The organism is Marinomonas foliarum (genome assembly GCF_016906065.1).
GTDB classification, from domain to species: domain Bacteria; phylum Pseudomonadota; class Gammaproteobacteria; order Pseudomonadales; family Marinomonadaceae; genus Marinomonas; species Marinomonas foliarum.
On the sequence record NZ_CP070273.1, the window covers coordinates 3,304,297 to 3,320,954 of the forward strand.

General features: G+C 45.5%; 18 protein-coding genes. 13 read left to right on the forward strand and 5 right to left on the reverse strand.

The features are described from left to right. The first annotated feature begins 246 nt into the window (after window positions 1-246). The 3 genes from JSY38_RS15330 to derI are packed head-to-tail and all read left to right on the forward strand — an operon-like array spanning window position 247 to window position 2,278. Window positions 247-1,023, forward strand: a complete 777-nt coding sequence (locus tag JSY38_RS15330) for a DeoR/GlpR family DNA-binding transcription regulator (RefSeq protein WP_114413445.1) — start codon at window positions 247-249, stop codon at window positions 1,021-1,023. Further along, window positions 1,020-1,805: a triose-phosphate isomerase gene (locus JSY38_RS15335; protein ID WP_205113985.1), complete on the forward strand. Its 786-nt coding sequence runs from the start codon at window positions 1,020-1,022 to the stop codon at window positions 1,803-1,805. The genes JSY38_RS15330 and JSY38_RS15335 overlap by 4 nt, the downstream gene beginning before the upstream one ends. Before the next feature lie 11 nt (window positions 1,806-1,816). Beyond that, window positions 1,817-2,278: a D-erythrulose-4-phosphate isomerase gene (gene derI / locus JSY38_RS15340; RefSeq protein WP_205113987.1), complete on the forward strand. Its 462-nt coding sequence runs from the start codon at window positions 1,817-1,819 to the stop codon at window positions 2,276-2,278. 476 nt (window positions 2,279-2,754) lie between these two features. On the opposite strand, the gene JSY38_RS18665 is transcribed toward derI, so the two are convergent. The 5 genes from JSY38_RS18665 to JSY38_RS15365 all read right to left on the reverse strand — a co-directional run bounded on the left by JSY38_RS18665 (window position 2,755) and on the right by JSY38_RS15365 (window position 6,374). Further along, entirely contained in the window at window positions 2,755-2,946 is a 192-nt protein-coding gene (locus tag JSY38_RS18665; protein ID WP_205113989.1) for a hypothetical protein, read from the reverse strand. Beyond that, a complete protein-coding gene (locus JSY38_RS15350; RefSeq protein WP_205113991.1) occupies window positions 2,931-3,269 on the reverse strand; it encodes a DDE-type integrase/transposase/recombinase in 339 nt (112 codons plus the stop codon). The genes JSY38_RS18665 and JSY38_RS15350 overlap by 16 nt, the downstream gene beginning before the upstream one ends. A 173-nt stretch (window positions 3,270-3,442) precedes the next feature. Then, the gene (locus JSY38_RS15355) at window positions 3,443-3,703 is read right to left on the reverse strand and encodes a helix-turn-helix domain-containing protein (protein ID WP_205113993.1); all 261 of its coding nucleotides are present in this window, start codon (window positions 3,701-3,703) and stop codon (window positions 3,443-3,445) included. A 266-nt stretch (window positions 3,704-3,969) separates the two neighbouring features. Next, window positions 3,970-5,370 carry an aminotransferase-like domain-containing protein gene (locus tag JSY38_RS15360; protein WP_205113995.1) on the reverse strand — a complete coding sequence of 467 codons (1,401 nt, stop codon included), beginning with the start codon at window positions 5,368-5,370 and terminating at the stop codon, window positions 3,970-3,972. Window positions 5,371-5,456: 86 nt separating this feature from the next. Further along, window positions 5,457-6,374, reverse strand: a complete 918-nt coding sequence (locus JSY38_RS15365) for a LysR substrate-binding domain-containing protein (RefSeq protein WP_205113997.1) — start codon at window positions 6,372-6,374, stop codon at window positions 5,457-5,459. Window positions 6,375-6,485: 111 nt separating this feature from the next. Between JSY38_RS15365 and JSY38_RS15370 the strand changes: the two genes are divergently transcribed. From JSY38_RS15370 to JSY38_RS15415, 10 genes are all read left to right on the forward strand, one after another. Then, window positions 6,486-7,409, forward strand: a complete 924-nt coding sequence (locus JSY38_RS15370) for a carbon-nitrogen hydrolase family protein (protein ID WP_205113999.1) — start codon at window positions 6,486-6,488, stop codon at window positions 7,407-7,409. Window positions 7,410-7,792: 383 nt separating this feature from the next. After that, window positions 7,793-8,275, forward strand: a complete 483-nt coding sequence (locus JSY38_RS15375; RefSeq protein ID WP_100188205.1) for an MSMEG_0572/Sll0783 family nitrogen starvation response protein — start codon at window positions 7,793-7,795, stop codon at window positions 8,273-8,275. A gap of 14 nt (window positions 8,276-8,289) precedes the next feature. After that, window positions 8,290-9,330 carry a Nit6803 family nitrilase gene (locus JSY38_RS15380; protein WP_100188206.1) on the forward strand — a complete coding sequence of 347 codons (1,041 nt, stop codon included), beginning with the start codon at window positions 8,290-8,292 and terminating at the stop codon, window positions 9,328-9,330. Next, a complete protein-coding gene (locus JSY38_RS15385) occupies window positions 9,287-10,456 on the forward strand; it encodes an MSMEG_0568 family radical SAM protein (RefSeq protein WP_114413690.1) in 1,170 nt (389 codons plus the stop codon). Before JSY38_RS15380 ends, JSY38_RS15385 begins: the two co-directional genes overlap by 44 nt. Continuing rightward, entirely contained in the window at window positions 10,443-11,075 is a 633-nt protein-coding gene (locus tag JSY38_RS15390; RefSeq protein WP_100188208.1) for an MSMEG_0567/Sll0786 family nitrogen starvation N-acetyltransferase, read from the forward strand. The genes JSY38_RS15385 and JSY38_RS15390 overlap by 14 nt, the downstream gene beginning before the upstream one ends. Then, entirely contained in the window at window positions 11,056-12,048 is a 993-nt protein-coding gene (locus JSY38_RS15395) for a sll0787 family AIR synthase-like protein (RefSeq protein ID WP_114413691.1), read from the forward strand. Before JSY38_RS15390 ends, JSY38_RS15395 begins: the two co-directional genes overlap by 20 nt. After that, window positions 12,039-12,326, forward strand: a complete 288-nt coding sequence (locus JSY38_RS15400) for an MSMEG_0570 family nitrogen starvation response protein (RefSeq protein ID WP_100188210.1) — start codon at window positions 12,039-12,041, stop codon at window positions 12,324-12,326. The genes JSY38_RS15395 and JSY38_RS15400 overlap by 10 nt, the downstream gene beginning before the upstream one ends. An 11-nt stretch (window positions 12,327-12,337) precedes the next feature. Further along, the gene (locus JSY38_RS15405) at window positions 12,338-13,624 is read left to right on the forward strand and encodes an MSMEG_0569 family flavin-dependent oxidoreductase (protein ID WP_205114001.1); all 1,287 of its coding nucleotides are present in this window, start codon (window positions 12,338-12,340) and stop codon (window positions 13,622-13,624) included. Between the two features lies 1 nt (window position 13,625). Continuing rightward, complete coding sequence (locus tag JSY38_RS15410) at window positions 13,626-14,591, forward strand: Pnap_2097 family protein (RefSeq protein ID WP_205114003.1); 966 nt, start codon at window positions 13,626-13,628, stop codon at window positions 14,589-14,591. Next, entirely contained in the window at window positions 14,588-16,657 is a 2,070-nt protein-coding gene (locus JSY38_RS15415; RefSeq protein ID WP_205114005.1) for a methylmalonyl-CoA mutase family protein, read from the forward strand. Before JSY38_RS15410 ends, JSY38_RS15415 begins: the two co-directional genes overlap by 4 nt. Window position 16,658 lies beyond the last annotated feature (1 nt).

The window sequence follows — 16,658 nt, forward strand, 5'->3', positions numbered from 1 at the left end:
AAACCTATAAATTCCGTCAATTCAGCTCCCAAATACCTCCTAAGATGATATTCTTTTGCCTATTGAAACGGCATTAAAGTGTCATTTCCTCACAATTATGTGATTAATCCCGCATCTCTATTGAGTACGATGTTAAATTAACACCAAAAATCACAAAATAAAATAAAAAATGTTAAAAATAACTTTTAAAATGTGATCTTAAGGTTTATAACATACTCAAGAGATTTGCTATCAAGGCGAGTTGTTATGAAACGAGACGAACGAAGACAGCAAATTATCGATCTGTTAGTAGAGAACGGTGTAGTGGACTTAGAAGAATTAGCTCTGCGCTTTGATGTATCTAAAATGACTATTCATCGTGATCTTGACGAACTGGAAGCTGCGGGCTTGCTTAGAAAAGTCCGTGGCGGTGCGACCATCGAAGCAGGCATGCAGTTTGAAAGTGACTTCAGATTGCGTGAACGTCAAGGTGGTCAAGGTAAAGAGCATATGGCTGAGCAGGCTCTGACTTTGGTTGAGCCAGGCATGACAGTGATGGTGAATGATGGCTCTATGGCGGCGGTATTGGGTAAGTTGCTCCCAGCAAAAAAACCTCTGACCGTTATCACCAACAATGCGGCCATTATGGAAGCTCTTAAGTTCGAAAACGGCATCGATTTGATTGCACTGGGTGGAGAGTACTCTGCCAAGTATAACGGCTACTTCGGCGTCTTAGCGGAACAGAACTTAATCAGTTTGCGTGCAGACATTGCGTTTTTGTCTAGCCCAGCAGTGTCTGGAACCCAAGTGTTCCATATGGATGCGGATGTGGTACGGGTGAAAAAAGCAATGTTGAGTGCGGCGGTTAAAAAATGTTTGCTAGTGAATCATACCCGCTTTGATCGCGTGGCATTACACGTTTTGGCAGATCTCGAAGACTTTGACTGGGTCATCACAGACCAGGTTCCAGAGTCGGCTATAGAAGAGAATCTGTCTAATGCCGGCATTCAGTTAACGATAGCGAGATCACCGGAAGCCACATGACAACGACAGCGCAATTTTGGGTAGGCACAAGTTGGAAAATGAACAAAACCTTAGCTGAGGCGCAAGCCTTTGCCGCAGCACTTAAAGAAGTGAATGGGCAAGCCGAGGAGAGCATTCAACGATTTGTAATTCCATCTTTTACTAATGTCCGTGAGGTGAAACAGATCCTCAAAAGCACATCGGTCAAAGTAGGAGCTCAAAATATGCATTGGGCTGATCAAGGGGCATGGACAGGTGAAGTATCGCCACTGATGTTGAAGGACTGCGAGCTTGATATTGTCGAGCTTGGCCATTCGGAGCGACGTGAGCACTTTGGCGAAACCAATGACACGGTGGGTCGAAAGGTTGAAGCGGCGGTTCGTCATGGTTTAGTTCCTTTGATTTGTATTGGCGAAACTTTGGCAGACAAAGACAGTGGCAATGCTGCTGAAGTGTTGGCAGAAGAAGTGCGTGGTGCACTGCAATATCTAACTGACACTCAAAAAACTGCACCGATCTTATTTGCTTATGAGCCTGTATGGGCCATCGGTGAAAACGGCGTTCCGGCTTCTGCCGAGTATGCCGACGCGAGACAAGCTGAAATTCTGGACGTGGCGCACAGTGTATTGGGGCGTAAGGTGCCTTGTTTATACGGTGGCTCAGTGAATCCTCAAAATTGTGAAGAGCTCATCGCCTGTGAGCACATTGATGGCCTATTTATTGGCCGTTCCGCGTGGAATGTTGAAGGTTATGTAGACATTTTAAGCAAGTGTGCAGCAGTCGTTCGAGCGAAATCAAACTAGGAGATCACACCATGAAAATTGCAATTGCTGGCGATAGCGCAGGGGAAGTATTGGCTCAAGCCCTTGTTGAACACCTAAAAGACCGTTTTGAAGTGACGGATTTGTCACGTGATGAAGCGGGGAGCCCAGACGACTTTTATGCCAATATGTCGGATCGTGTGGCGAGTGCTGTACTAGATGGTCAGTATGATCGTGCCATTCTATGCTGTGGTACTGGTATTGGCGTATGCATCGCAGCCAGTAAAGTACCGGGCATTCGAGCGGCATTGACCCACGATACCTATTCAGCAGAACGTGCTGCACTGTCTAATAATGCCCAAATCATCACCATGGGCGCTCGAGTAATTGGCCAAGAGTTAGCGAAATCTATTGCCGATGCATTCCTGAAGGAATCTTTCGATGAGAATGGTCGTTCCGCTAGTAACGTAAATGCAATCAATGCCTTAGACCACAAATACCACACTCAAGTTTGACGTTATTATTAACTCTTCCCGCGCTCCGATTGATGCGGGAAGAGCCTTTATTATTTTTTTTATTTTAATTTTGGTGTCTACCAAAATTAAAATTCGCCTGATATCTATATGGTAGTATGAAGAAGTGCTTTCAACTTAAAGGAAAAGCAATAATTGATTCACATTTGTATGACGTATGGACTTATTCGTATATTTCCTAGATAGGCAGCTATTGCTGGTGATGAAGCGTCAAGCTATTCCTAAACAAACTCTTATTCTTACCTCTATTGAATGCTCGGTTTATTTTATTACTAGTCTTCCTCGTCATTTTGCTCAAAGAACAATAAGCCTAGATAGAACGATCAAAATAAAACTTGGTTCTATGAAGTATGGGTACTTGAAAAATCATTTGAAAGAAAGTCGATTTTTTAAATCGATAAAGAGTCTAGGTTTGCTGGGGCGGATTGCAAGTCTCAATATACCATTAGCATAAACCACTATAGAGCAAATGCTGGGAAGTCCAATTCACGATTTGATTTTTTAAAAGACTCTACAGGTCTCTTTCGATCTAAGCTTTCATGAGAGCGAAGACAATTATACTCATCTTTAAATCGATTAAAGGCTTGCTGTTGAGCAAAAAACGAATACTTCATTGGCTTCATTGTTTCCATCTTCAACGTCCGGTGCATTCGCTCATGACGACCATTTTGGGTAGGCTTTCCTTTTCTATTCGCTCCGGTGTTATTCCCAGCTTGATCAACCAAATTGAAAGATTACTTAGCCCTCCAACCGCACGAGTCGCGAACGGTGTTCCATTGTCACTTTTGATCACATCAGGTAAACCATAATCCGTAAATAGTCGCTCTAGATTTTCTTTGACTGGTTTTGCTTTAGTGCTTTTTTGCGCCTCTAAACACAATAAAAAACGGCTAAAATCATCTGTAATAGTTAATGGATAACACCAATGGCCATTCCCAAGCTTGGCTTGTCCTTTGAAGTCAATATTCCACACTTCACAAGAATGCTCAGATTTGGTTAATTTAGATGGATAGGCGCTGACTTTACTGCTTCTTTTCTTTGCTTTAACTAGCCCTGCTTTCTTCAGTATTTGCCCTGTTGTACTGTCCGCAGGACACTTCAGCCATGGTTTTTGAAGCTTTAATAAGTCATTAATCTTTTTGGGCCTCAGTAAGGAAAACCTTGCTTAAGCTTAATGAGTTCTGCAATCACTTCATCAGAAGTTTGATGAGGGCAGCTATGCGGCTGACGGCTTTGATCATATAAACCTTCAGCGCCACCTTCATCATAGCGACCTAACCATTTATTTACCGTCGGTCGACTAATACCATATTTTTTCGCAAGCATTGTTTTTGTATAGCAACCAGACAACCAATCTGAAACTAACGATACTTTTAAGTCCATAACACAAGTCTCATTCCAAGCCATAAACAGCCCTCCTGCTTATGGCATTTTAACTTATGTAAACTATGTACTCGGTTTGTTTTGGAAAGGATGTGGTCGGTCTATACATGAGGCGACAACGACCCTGACACAGGGGGGAAGCTTATTGAAGGCACGCACTTTTTGTAATAGACAAATTTGTGCTACAGAAAAAGTGCGCATAATAAATGGTGTTATTTATTTAGCATCTTGTTTTACAAGGCCTTTAAAACCAGTTAGGTATTTTATAAAGTTTGGGAAGTCCACCCTTTTTAATACATGACTCTGGCTAGGTGCGCAGGCTGGTTGAGTAGTTCAGATAAAATAGTCATTTGTTCTTGGCAATGTTGTCTTGAAGATGGACCACCAAAGCAAATTCTTAATGCTTGTGGCGGATTGTTGTCCGTGGCAAATGCCGCGCTAGAAACCGCATTAACCCCTAATGAACGAAGCTTTGTAGCCAAATCTGATGGATTCCAACCTAGGTGTTTAGGCAGTTTTATCCAAAAATGAAAGGCGTTTTCTTCCATCGATACACTGTGTATTTTTAACGTTTCTTTGATCATTACTTGCCGCGCATTGGCTTCTCTTTTAATTGATTGGATCATGTGATCTAACGTCCCTTCGTTTATCCAGCGACAGACAATGGCATGCATAATCGGGTTTTCCATCACATTCAAGGAGCGTAATGCGCCGGCTGTGTATTCGGCTTTACGATGCGTCGGGCACAATATAAAACCGGTGCGCATTCCGGGGCCAAAGCACTTAGATAAGCCATTGATGTAATAAGTTAATTCTGGTGCAAGCGTCGCAAAGGTGGGAGCCGAATCATGGCTGATTAAACCATAGGCATCGTCTTCGATTATTGGAATACTAAAGCGCAATGCGACGTCTGCTAACGCTTCTCGACGACTTTTTGAAATACTGGCTGAGGTTGGATTTTGCATGGTTGGGTTGAGGTACAGCGCGGCGACATCGTGGGTTCTGCAAGCGTCTTCAAAGGCATTCACCAATGGGCCGTCACTGTCTCTTTCCAAAGAAAAAAGGGTTTTGCCAAGTTGAGCGGCAATGGTTTTAATGCCCGGATAAGTAAGGCTATCGACACAGATAATTTGCTGATTACTGCATAACTGAGTGACCAAAGCGACCAAGCCACTGTGGATGCCGGGGCAAGAAACCACTCTATCTAAGGTGGCATTCATCACGCGTCGTTTTATTAATCCTAAAAAGCATTGTTTGGTTTCTGGGCTACCGCCAAAATCTTGGTAGCGAATACTGCTTAATAAGTCTGCCGAGGCAATGCTACTTAACGCACCGTCTTTTAGCTCTTCTAATAGCGTTGGAATCGATGGTTCGATCACCAAATTCATGGTCATTTCATAGGGTGCTAGACTCGGTTTTACCGCGGGTACTTTGCCTTTAATAAAACTGCCCGCGCCTGTGGTGGTGTCGATGAGTCCACGCTTTTTCGCTTCGCTATAGGCACGAGAAGCGGTTGAATAATTAATCCCTAAGGCTTCCGCAAGATCTCGCATCGGCGGCAGTTTATCTTGCGGTTGCAGTTTCCCTGACTCGATGTTTTCGTTTATCAGTTCGGCAATACGTTTGTAGGCAGGATATTTGCCTTTGTTATCGAGTTCTTTTTTCCAAGTGGCCAGAAGTGATGTCGACATAGTTGGCTCTTTCAGGTAGATAGATTGATTGGATTTTATTATGCAATCAATTTTATAAATGTCGCAAGTAGTTACTACTTTCTTTGTTAAGACAAAATGCTTTTAAGCACAGTTTTGACCGAAGCCACAACTGTTTGAATGAGCGGACTTTGGTCGTCTTTTGCTCGCCAAGCCGCTTCAACGGGGTAACTTTCTAGCTCAAGAGGACATGGCAGAACTGTAAGATCGTCTAGTTGTGCTAGGGCGGTTGCAGCGTGGGCTGGAATAGTTGCGATACGATTTTCTTGTTGCAAAAAAAAGGGTAAAGCAGCGAAATGTGTGGTTGAAGCAATGATATGACGCTTCAAATGATTTCTTGCTAGGGCATTATCGACAATGCCTACATAACCCGCGGACGACACCAAAACATGATCAAAGCTAATGAATTCTTCTAAGGTCAGTAATGGAAGTTTTTGGGTGTAACGACGGTTAATAATGCAACTGTAATGGCTTTTTCCCAATAATTGGCGGCGAATAAAGCGGCTATTTCCTGTGCCAGAAGTGATGGCAACATCAATAACGTTGTCTTGTAATAAGTCCGGCACAATGACGCTATAGGCTTGGCGAAAAATAGGACGTAAATGCGGTGCATCTAAGGCTAATTTTTCAATCAATTTACCGGCTAGCGCAATTTCAAAATCATCGGATAAGCCGATTACTATGGTGCGGTTTTGATAGTTGGTTGTGTTGTGATTGACCAATTGTAGGGTTTCACGAATTTTATCGAGAGCATCAAAAATCAGTGGTTTTAGCTGATGTGCTGTGGTCGTTGGAGCTAATCCCTTGCCTTCTCTTACAAACAAACGATCGTTATAAAGTGTTCTTAGTCGACGCAAAGAGGCACTCACCGTTGATTGAGTGAGGCCAAGTGTCTGCGCTGCCCGACTGGCGCTGCCTTCTATGTAGAGGGCTTCAAATACTTTTAACAAGTTCATGTCAGTCGATGAAATATTGATGTCATTCATAATGCTTAGTCATGGATTGGGATGTTGGAGTTTATCAAAAGACTTTACTCTGAATAGAGGTTTTGTGACCAATGCTTTCATCAAGAAAACATCGTTAACGAGGTAGTATTTATGTCAGCGTTTATCGTCTGTGCATTACAAATTGGCTCTCATCCTGAGGGCAAAGCTCGCACTTTAGAGCATATCTTATCTTTTGAAGAGCAAATCATTGCCTCTCAATCCAAGCTGGTGGTGATGCCGGAAGCCTTGCTGGGTGGTTATCCTAAAGGAGAAACCTTTGGTACTTACCTTGGTTATCGAATCGATGAAGGCCGCGAGACATTTGCCACTTATTTCGATAACGCTGTGACGGTCCCAGGTGAGGAAACCGATACTTTGGCTGAGTTATCAGCAAGAACCAAAGCGGCGATTGTTATTGATGTGATTGAACGCAGTGGTAGCACGCTCTACTGTACGTCTTTGTACTTTACTCCAGAGAATGGCCTTGAAGCGAAACATCGTAAACTCATGCCCACCGGAACGGAGCGTCTTATTTGGGGGCTGGGTGATGGTTCGACCTTACCTGTGGTAGAAAGTCAAGCAGGCCGATTGGGCGGCGCTATCTGTTGGGAAAACCATATGCCGTTATTACGTGCAGCCATGTATGCCAAAGGCGTGGATATTTGGTGTGCGCCAACGGTCGATGAGCGGGATATTTGGCAAAGCACCATGCGTCATATTGGTCACGAAGGCCGCTGTTTTGTGGTGAGTGCGTGTCAAATTCAGCCTTCGCCAGAAGTACTTGGTATTGATGTTCCTAATTGGGATAATCAACGCCGTTTGATCCGTGGAGGCAGTATTATTATCGATCCTATGGGCAATGTTCTCGCTGGACCATTGCAAGATAGAGAAGGTTTGCTTAGCGCGTCGATTGATCTTGCGGATATTCCTAAAGCTCGTTATGACTTAGATGTATGTGGTCATTATTCGCGTCCAGACATTTTTGAACTTACGGTGGACGAGCGCCCAAAGTCCGGTGTTGTGTTTCAAAAATAGTTTAATCAACAATGGCGCATTTCAAGGCAGGTTCTATAAATCTGCCTTTTTTATTTCTCTTCCTTATTTTTCCACGTTTTTCTAATTATTTACCTCTCCTTTTATGGATTGAGCGTTGTTTTATGTTCGTTTTTTGCACTCAATTGGTGACTGTCTGAGCATAATGAAACTTTATAGTGCGAAGTAGAGGTTAGGCTAGATCTAGCTTTAAACCTATTTTTATCTATTTTTAAAAAAAATTCTTGTGAATTTTTTCACTCATGTTTTGCTTTATCGCACATTGATTGCTTTTTGTCTTACGATCATTGGCACTCCGGTTGCAATACTCAAGTTGAAATTGAACACATCGGTTTCTTACACAACAACTTGATCGGAGAGAAAACATGCCAGAAGTAACACACACACTGAACAAAGATGGTGATTTCCTAGTTGATTACGAAGAAAAAGTCTTTGAAGACGTGAAAGCAGAAGCTGGTGAGAAAGCCTTAGTGACTTTTCACACGGTTGCCTTTGAAGGTTCCATTGGCTTTGTGAACATGCTGCAAGCCACTCGTCTACTTCGTAAAGGCTACGAAACCAGTATTCTACTTTACGGCCCAGGGGTGAACTTGGGTGTACAACGTGGTTTTCCTACTTTGGGTGACGAAGCGTTTCCGGGTCACATGAACTTCAACAATCAGTTGAAAAAATTTATGGCAGAAGGCGGGAAAGTTTACGCGTGTCGTTTTGCTCTTCAAGCGCTTTATGGTCACGGCGAACGCTCTTTGATTGAAGGGATTAGACCGATTAATCCATTGGATGTATTGGATCTTAAACTTCTACATCGTCGTGATAATGCGTTGATCATTGATACCTGGACAATGTAATAGGAGCCGCGGCGATGAGTGATTACCCAATCGTTCGCGCCGCGGCCGTCCAGATTTCTCCTGATTTGGAGAGTTTGGCCGGTACGCTGCGCAAAGTACTGAACATGATTGATGAAGCGGCTGAGAGCGGTGTAGAGCTCATCGTTTTTCCTGAAACCTTCATGCCTTATTACCCTTATTTTTCGTTTGTGCTGCCGCCTGTTAGCCAAGGCCCTGAGCATCTACGTTTGTACCAAGAAGCAGTTGTTGTGCCGAGTGCGACAACAGAAGCTATTGGTCACAAAGCCAAAGAGCGTCAAATGGTCGTCGTGGTCGGCGTGAATGAGCGCGATAACGGCAGCTTATACAACACCCAATTGGTGTTCGATAAAACCGGCGAGCTGATTCTGAAGCGTCGCAAAATCACACCGACTTATCATGAGCGCATGATTTGGGGGCAAGGTGATGCCTCGGGTCTAAAAGTGGTTGATTCTGCAGTAGGGCGAATTGGTGCGTTGGCGTGTTGGGAGCATTACAACCCATTGGCTCGTTATTCATTAATGGCGCAACACGAGCAAATTCATTGCGCGCAATTTCCTGGGTCGTTAGTGGGACCGATCTTTGGTGAACAAATGGACGTCACTATTCGTCATCATGCTTTAGAGTCGGGTTGTTTCGTGATTAATTCCACCGGTTGGCTCACCGAGGCTCAAATTCAAAGCATCACACCCGATCCAGCCATGCAAAAAGCCCTAAGAAATGGCTGCAATACCGCGATCATTTCGCCAGAGGGCAAACACCTTGTTCCACCTATGACTGAAGGCGAAGGTTTTATCTACGCGGATTTGGATTTCCGTTTGATCGATAAGCGCAAACGCATGATGGATTCCGTTGGGCATTACGCACGCCCTGAGCTTTTGAGCTTACAAATGAATGCTCAAGTATCGCAATACGTTGCAGGCTTACCCGAGTCTGAGCCAGACACTTTTCGTACCTCAGTGTTACCTGAATCATTCAATGGAGGAGAGTCACATGACGACACAACTCAAAATGAAAGCATCTCAATTCCTAACTGAGTTACAAACCAAAGGCTTGCGTCTGACCTCGTTGGATCAGGAGCACGTGAGTCGCCGTGGTGGCGCGGGTCCATCCGATCATCAAGCGATCACAGTGGATGGCACCACGTTAATGGTGCCGATTTATACCCAAACCGCATGGGCATCGCCGTTTACGCTTTCGAATGAAGAGATGTCAGATGAAGGTATTCATAATGCAGACGATACGGCACAAAATAAGCCATTTTCTCAATTGTTATCGAATAGTATCCCGCTGGCCGATGTGACTTTTGCCAAAGACCCTGAGTTTTACAAATTATCCACTGCTGATGGCATTCCCTATTCACATATTGCCACCTTGCACAGCACCGATGTGCTTGCTACCACGGTATTACAAACCTGTATTCGTTACGAAAGCCGTCGTAAAGCGTGTCAGTTTTGCTCCATCGGGCAATCGCTACGAGCAGGGCGCACCATTGCTCATAAAACACCGGAACAATTAGCGGAAGTGGCAAAAGCCGCGGTGGAATTAGATGGCATCAAGCACATTGTTATGACCACAGGCACGCCTGCTGGTGCTGATCGCGGGGCGAAAGTCATGTGTGAAAGTGCCAAAGGCATCAAAGCTGTAGTTGATGTGCCCATTCAAGGTCAGTGCGAGCCACCGAAAGATCCTATTTGGTATCAACGCATGAAAGACGCGGGTATTGATTCCTTAGGCATGCATTTAGAAGTGATTACGCCCGAATTACGCAAAACTATTACACCGGGTAAATCGGAAGTGTCTTTGGATGAGTATTTTCAAGCCTTTGAAGACGCAGTGGCGGTGTTTGGGCGAGGCCAAGTGAGCACTTATATTCTGGCAGGCCTTGGTGACACAGAAGAAACCATTATCGACACCTGTCGCAAGCTGGTTGCCATGGGTGTTTATCCCTTTGTGGTGCCTTTTGTGCCGATTTCTGGTACCCCGTTAGAAGATCGTCCTGCGCCAACGGCGTCTTTTATGGAGGCGGTATTGCGTCCTTTGGCGCAAGAATTGGTGAATCTCCATATGACTTCCGACAAAGTGAAAGCTGGTTGCGCACGCTGTGGTGCTTGCTCGTCTCTCTCTCGATTTGAAAAGGAGGCTGCCGATGTCACTGTCTAAACAAGGTCGTGTATTCCAAGTGAAATGGGCGACGAATGATTGGGAAATTGAGCAAGCCAATTGCATTCGCCGTGAAGTGTTCTGCGAAGAACAAGGCTTGTTCCAAGAACATGATAGAGACGACATTGATCTGATCGCGCAGCCATTAATTGTCACCACGTCAATCTTAGGGATGCCAGAAGAAGTGGTGGGCACAGTGCGGATTCATCAACCTGTGCCTGGTTTATGGTGGGGCTCTCGTTTGGCGGTAAAAAAAGCCTTTCGTCGCCAAGGTGTATTGGGCGCGAGTTTGATTCGCCTCGCCGTGTCCAGCGCCAATACCTTAGGTTGTCATACCTTTTTAGCCACGGTGCAAGAGCAGAACGAAGTGCTGTTTAAGCGGCTGCATTGGGCAACGATAGGGTATCAAGATATTCATGGCATGAAGCACGCCAAAATGCAGGCCGATCTTGAGCATTATCCACCATTGAGCCAGCCATCTTTAGGCTTTTGGGTTTCTGGTCGACCAGTTAAGGCGACAGAAGTCAGCCCATATTTGTTGGGTTTGGAACCCAATCTGATCAAATCCGATTTCGCGCACGGTGTTGGGGAGGCGTCTTATGCTTCAACAACTCATTGAGACCGTTCGCCATTACCCAGGAGTGGCATCAAAGGTGGCGTTGGCGCCGGTTATATCTTCATTTGAAAAGCGCAATGAGTCGGGTTTTTCAAATGGCGATGATACAGCGGTGCTGAAAAGCGCCAACGGCTATGACTTGTTTGCGATAGAAGGCTTTCTGCCAGATTTTGTCGCACAGGACCCTTGGTTTTCAGGTTGGTGTGGCGTCATGGTTAACGTCAGCGATATTGCCGCCATGGGCGGTCGAGCAAAAGCGGTGGTGAATGCTTTGTGGAGTGCGCAGGACGACGTCAGTGCGCAAATTTTTGCGGGTATGAACGCCGCATCTACGACTTATGGCGTGCCTGTTGTGGGTGGTCATACCAGCCATAACAGCAAAACCACACAGTTAGCTGTTTCAATTTTGGGTCATGCCAATGAAGTGTTAACCAGTTTCGATGCCAATACTGGAGACGCCATAGTGGTTGCCATGGATCAACGAGGGGCTTTTCGCGCGCCTTATCTTAATTGGAATGCCACGACGAACGCCCCCGCTGAACGGTTGCGAGGCGACCTAGAGTTGCTGCCGTTATTGGCTGAAAAAGGCTGGCTGACAGGCTGTAAAGACATCAGCCAAGCAGGGCTGTTGGGCACCTTAGCCATGTTTATGGATTGCTCGCAAAAAGGTGCGGATGTGTTTTTGCAGCAGATCCCAAAACCCGATCAAGTGAGTTGGTCAGATTGGCTGTGCGCTTTCCCAAGTTTTGGTTTTGTCATGACTTGTCCAGTCGACAAGGTGGATGATGTGGTGGCGCTTTTTCAAAGCCGAGACATTCATGCCGCCGCGATGGGACATGTGACAGAACGACCTTCCATTGAGGTGATAGACGAAGGTCAAAACGTCACCTTTTGGGACTTTGAACAAGCGGCCTTTTTAGGCTTTCGACAAGATAAGCAAGAATCGCGCGAAAAAGAGAGGATGTTATGCCTGTAGTGCAATTTGAAGTGGTTTGGCCTGATGGTAAAACCGAAGCCTGTTATTCCCCATCCAGTGTCATTAAAGAGCACTTTAGTGCGGGAAAAGAGTATCCCTTAAACGAATTTTTGGCGACCAGTGAAACGGCACTAAACGCGGCGAGCAATCGTGTTCGTGAGCGTTTCGGCTATGCCTGTTCTAGTGCCATGGATCAGCTCGGTGTCATCAAGACACGCTGCGCCAGTTATGAAACAACACCTAATGCATCTGTGAAAGTCACACGATTTATCGATTAGAGGAAACCATTATGCCTACTGCACAAAACAGCCAACCAACTCATTATTCCGTATTAATTGTCGGCGGTGGTCAAGCCGGTTTGTCCATGAGTGCTTGCTTGCAAGAGCAAGATATTGACCATCTGATTTTTGAAAAAAACACCATGATGCACAGCTGGAAAACCCAACGCTGGGATTCCTTCACCTTGGTGACACCTAATTGGCAATGTGAACTGCCAAACCATCCTTACGATGGAAATGATCCAAAAGGCTTTATGAAGCGAGAAGAGATCATTGGTTATCTGGATCGTTTCGCGGCCAAAGTTCAACCGCCAATTTTAGAAGGCGTGAGCGTTGAAAAAGTTAGCAAACTGGATAACGGTCAATTCCATGTGGTTACCACAAAAGGGGAATTTACGGGCGACCAAGTAGTTATTGCCTCAGGTGGTTACTTGAAGCCGATTATTCCTCGTATGGCTGAGCGCATTCCAGAAAGCGTACTTCAGATTCACTCTAATCAATATAAAAACTCACAGCAATTGCCTGATGGTGCAGTGCTGGTGGTGGGTTCGGGTCAATCAGGTGCGCAAATCGCCGAAGATCTGCATATTGATGGTAAAAAAGTCTTTCTGGCGACTGGCAATGCACCGCGTGTTGCTCGCCTATATCGCGGTAAAGATGTGGTGGAATGGCTGGATGACATGGGCTATTACCAAAAGTCTGTGGATGAACATCCATTGCGTGAAGGGGTTCGTGATAACACCAACCACTATGTGACAGGGCGCGACGGCGGTCGAGAAATTGATTTGCGTAAATTTGCCTTGGAAGGCATGGAGCTGTTTGGCTTGATGGAAAATTACCAAGATGGCCAATTTATTTTCAAACCCAACTTAGCCGCGAATTTAGACGCCGCTGACGATACTTACAAAAACATCAATGCGCGCATCGATGCTTATATCGAAAAAAACGGCATTGATGCCCCCGTTGAACCGCTTTATCAGCCAGTGTGGGAGCCAAAAGAAGAACGTGAAAACTTGGATTTAGCCGCGTCTAGCATTACCAGCATCATTTGGTGTATTGGTTTTACGCCTGACTTTTCGTGGCTGGATTTACCTGTTTTCAACGGTATGGGCGCGCCGGTTCACCGTCGTGGTGTGGCGAATGAAAAAAGCGTGTATTTTATTGGTTTGCCTTGGTTGTACACTTGGGGATCCGGTCGATTCTCTGGCGTGGCGGCTGATGCGGCGTATCTTAGCAATGTGATTCGTCAGGCTGTAGAAGAAAAAGAATCGACTGAATCTTTGTCTGAGGCGTCTTAATATGGCAGAAAAATCAATGGATTACGTTTCTGTCTCGCAAGACTATTTTATTGGAATGCCACAGTTAGCCTTGGGCGGTTTGAGTGAAAACTGGCTACTCAAGGAATGCGGTCATCAACATTGGCTTGCGTTAGCAAAACGCCTTGATTTACCTACTCCAAACTTTGTCGATCAACAAGGTCGACATATGTACGCCGCGTTTCTTGTGGTGAAAATCAGTTACGCGGCATTGCATCAAGTGACTGAAAACAGCCGATTATGGATAGAGACGCAGCTGACGCGTGTCTCACCATCTCGTTCATATAGCTGTCATGATTTTTATCTCGAAGAAGGCGATATGGATAGCGTTGGGATGGCTAGGCAGCCTATCGCTCAAGTGGCATTGTTATCCAGCTTTGTCAGCCGATCCGAACTTGGTAATAACCAAAGTGTTGCTCGTGGTGAAATGGCGAAGGGTGATTGGTTCGCTTGCGAGGCGGCAAGCCAAATGATGGCACAACACAAAGTAGGGCGAACCTTGTCCGATGTGGCACTGTCTGTCAGTGAGCGGCCTTTTTTGTATCAGCCTTGTCCTTATGCGGATTTTAATGGGGCGGATTTCTTATATTTCGCGCAATTTCAAGCCGTTATAGATCGCGCTGAACGCTTTTTTCAATCAGATTTACAAGCGCTCAATCACACTTCTGAGCGAAACAGTATGGCCTTGTGGCAAACCGTTGAACGTACTATTTGCTACTATGGCAATATCAATCTAGACGATGGATTAGAAGTTGACCTGTACGCCATGCCATCTGCTGATCAAGACTCATCATTGCTGAGCCATTGCGGGCGCCTTTATCGTCAATCGGATCACGCTCTTATTGCCAATGTCATCACTCGAAAACGCTATCTGGATCATTCACTTGTCCGATTTCAAGAGAAGCAAGCTGGTTTAAAAAATTCAACAGATGTAGGGGGCGAATCATGAAAGTGCCTTCTTTAGCCAAGATCGAAGGCGTGTATTCGATGGTGCCAGAAACGGCTGACTCTTGGCGTGATGCCCATGGAACGGCGCCTTTTGTGCGTGGCCCATATGAAAAAATGTATCAGCAAAAGCCTTGGACGATTCGTCAATACGCTGGTTTTGAAGGAGCACTGGAAACCAATGCGTTTTTTAAGCGCGCCTTGTTGCAAGGGCAAACGGGTTTATCGGTGGCGTTTGATTTGCCCACGCATTTAGGCTTTGACTCAGACCATGATCTGGCGGCCGCCGATGTGGGGCGAACGGGCGTTGCCATTGATTCTGTTGAAGATATGGCGGTGTTGTTTGATGGCATTGATCTTGGCAATGTCAGTGTGTCCATGACGATGAATGGCGCAGTGTTGCCTATTATGGCGTGTTATATCGTCGCTGCTGAAGAGCAGGGCGTAGCGCCTGATAAGCTTAGCGGCACCATTCAAAACGATATTCTCAAAGAGTACATCGCCCGCAATACCTATATTCACTCACCGGATTTTTCCATGGAAGTGGTGTCTGATGTGGTGGCTTATTGTTCGGAACACATGCCACGCTTTAATAGCATGTCGATTTCAGGTTATCACTTCCAAGAGGCCGGAGCATCCCCAGAGCTTGAGCTCGCTCTAACCATGGCCAATGCACGAGCGTATTTAACTCACTTTCAGCAGCAAGGTATCGACCTTGAATTCGTTGCTAAACGCTTGAGCTTTTTCTTTGGCCTTGGCATGAGTTTCTATAAAGAGGTGGCAAAGCTAAGAGCCGCGCGTTTTTTATGGAGTGAATTATTAGACGAATTTGGTATTCGTTCCGAGAGCGCAAAACGGCTGAAAATGCATTGCCAAACCTCGGGCGTGTCGCTAACCGAAAGCTCACCGCTCAATAACATTGTGCGTACGACTATCGAAGCCATGGCTGGCGTTTTCGGTGGTACGCAATCCCTGCATACCAACTCTTATGATGAAGCCATCTCTTTACCTTCGGATCAAGCTAGTAAAGTGGCATTAGAAACACAATTTATTTTGCAACATGAAACAGGCATCGGCGATGTGGTTGACCCTTGGGGCGGTTCTTACATGATGGAAAGCGCGACCCAAAGCATGATCGAGTATGTGCGAACCATGCAAAATAACATAGAGATAGAAGGCGGCGTGTTGGCGCTGGTGGCATCGGGCCAATTAACGGCTTTTATTCATCGGCAGGCGTTACAAACCGCCATGGATGAAGAAGCTTTAAACAAAAAGATCGTGGGCAAAAATTGCTATCAAAGTTCGTCATTGAGCCCTCAAAATGAGCGCGTAATCGCCTCGGACAAAACGCTGTTGCTACAATCAAAAAAGCTCGCCCTGTTAAAATTAAAGCGTGATGATGGTGCCGTTAAACGTGCTTTGCAGGCGTTGCAAGCCGCAGCGAGAAGTAAGCAAAACCTCATGCCTTTTACCATTGAGGCGATCCGAGCCAGAGTCACGGTTGGGGAATGCATCAAGGCGCTGACGGATGAAAACTCGCGTTACTTGAAACCAGAGCACATAGAACCAGCACTATTTTGCGCTCATCTTGATGCGGAGATGGTTAAGCGCTATCAAGCATTGTCGAGTCAGTTGGGTCGACCGCTGCGCTTTTTAGTCGCTAAGGTAGGCTTGGACGGCCACGACCGAGGTGCGAAAGTGATTGTTTCTTTACTTCGAGACCTTGGTATCGAAGTGGATTACTTGCCTATTTTTTCTAGCCTTGACGACATTATCCAGCAAGATGGGATGTATCAATACGATGGTATTGGCTTATCGATTTTATCGGGAGCGCATATTCCTTTTGTTACACAACTTACTCAAAAAATCCGTACTGATTGCCCCATTTTCATAGGTGGCGTGATTCCAGCTTCAGACAAAAATGCATTAGAGACGATCGGCGTTGAAGCTGTTTTTACGGCGAAGCATAGCCTAAATGATATTGCTATGAGTCTGTATGACATTCTTGTCGTAGCAGCAAAGATAAAGGTTAATCGGTTTGAAAATCAGCGAATTATGAAAGGATGTTAGA

What these genes read in the sequence shown, in the direction of transcription:
- JSY38_RS15330 (WP_114413445.1), top strand. Translation starts at nt 247, where the DNA reads ATGAAACGAGACGAACGAAGACAGCAAATTATCGATCTGTTAGTAGAG.
- JSY38_RS15335 (WP_205113985.1), top strand. Translation starts at nt 1,020, where the DNA reads ATGACAACGACAGCGCAATTTTGGGTAGGCACAAGTTGGAAAATGAAC.
- derI (WP_205113987.1), top strand. Translation starts at nt 1,817, where the DNA reads ATGAAAATTGCAATTGCTGGCGATAGCGCAGGGGAAGTATTGGCTCAA.
- JSY38_RS18665 (WP_205113989.1), bottom strand. Translation starts at nt 2,946, where the DNA reads ATGCACCGGACGTTGAAGATGGAAACAATGAAGCCAATGAAGTATTCG.
- JSY38_RS15355 (WP_205113993.1), bottom strand. Translation starts at nt 3,703, where the DNA reads ATGGCTTGGAATGAGACTTGTGTTATGGACTTAAAAGTATCGTTAGTT.
- JSY38_RS15360 (WP_205113995.1), bottom strand. Translation starts at nt 5,370, where the DNA reads ATGTCGACATCACTTCTGGCCACTTGGAAAAAAGAACTCGATAACAAA.
- JSY38_RS15365 (WP_205113997.1), bottom strand. Translation starts at nt 6,374, where the DNA reads ATGAATGACATCAATATTTCATCGACTGACATGAACTTGTTAAAAGTA.
- JSY38_RS15370 (WP_205113999.1), top strand. Translation starts at nt 6,486, where the DNA reads ATGTCAGCGTTTATCGTCTGTGCATTACAAATTGGCTCTCATCCTGAG.
- JSY38_RS15375 (WP_100188205.1), top strand. Translation starts at nt 7,793, where the DNA reads ATGCCAGAAGTAACACACACACTGAACAAAGATGGTGATTTCCTAGTT.
- JSY38_RS15380 (WP_100188206.1), top strand. Translation starts at nt 8,290, where the DNA reads ATGAGTGATTACCCAATCGTTCGCGCCGCGGCCGTCCAGATTTCTCCT.
- JSY38_RS15385 (WP_114413690.1), top strand. Translation starts at nt 9,287, where the DNA reads ATGACGACACAACTCAAAATGAAAGCATCTCAATTCCTAACTGAGTTA.
- JSY38_RS15390 (WP_100188208.1), top strand. Translation starts at nt 10,443, where the DNA reads ATGTCACTGTCTAAACAAGGTCGTGTATTCCAAGTGAAATGGGCGACG.
- JSY38_RS15395 (WP_114413691.1), top strand. Translation starts at nt 11,056, where the DNA reads ATGCTTCAACAACTCATTGAGACCGTTCGCCATTACCCAGGAGTGGCA.
- JSY38_RS15400 (WP_100188210.1), top strand. Translation starts at nt 12,039, where the DNA reads ATGCCTGTAGTGCAATTTGAAGTGGTTTGGCCTGATGGTAAAACCGAA.
- JSY38_RS15405 (WP_205114001.1), top strand. Translation starts at nt 12,338, where the DNA reads ATGCCTACTGCACAAAACAGCCAACCAACTCATTATTCCGTATTAATT.
- JSY38_RS15410 (WP_205114003.1), top strand. Translation starts at nt 13,626, where the DNA reads ATGGCAGAAAAATCAATGGATTACGTTTCTGTCTCGCAAGACTATTTT.
- JSY38_RS15415 (WP_205114005.1), top strand. Translation starts at nt 14,588, where the DNA reads ATGAAAGTGCCTTCTTTAGCCAAGATCGAAGGCGTGTATTCGATGGTG.